General features: G+C 59.4%; 1 pseudogene. It reads right to left on the reverse strand.

Features of this window, described 5'->3' with window-relative positions:
- A pseudogene (locus tag R0J92_RS24570) lies at window positions 1–256 on the reverse strand (hypothetical protein); the annotation flags it as partial.

Genomic DNA, 256 nt, shown 5'->3' on the forward strand with positions numbered 1-256 from the left:
CCAGCGTAGCGATCTTCTCCAGAAGGCAACAATGGCCCACTGGCGTAGGTGAAGATCTCATCCCGGAGTGCGCCTCCCAACAGCTGCGCGATCGATTGTTCGTTTGATCGGCCGAAGGCGTCCCAGACGGCAATGTCCAGTGCACTTAATGCCATATGGGCCTGGCCCCGCCGATCAGGGACTGTTGCCGAAAGCATGGCCTGATGCAGGGCACGGGGGTTTTGAACGCTCTTGCCCAGGACATGCTGCGCAAGAT

The sequence above is a fragment of the Tritonibacter sp. SIMBA_163 genome (assembly GCF_046535935.1).
GTDB classification, from domain to species: Bacteria; Pseudomonadota; Alphaproteobacteria; order Rhodobacterales; family Rhodobacteraceae; genus Epibacterium; species Epibacterium scottomollicae.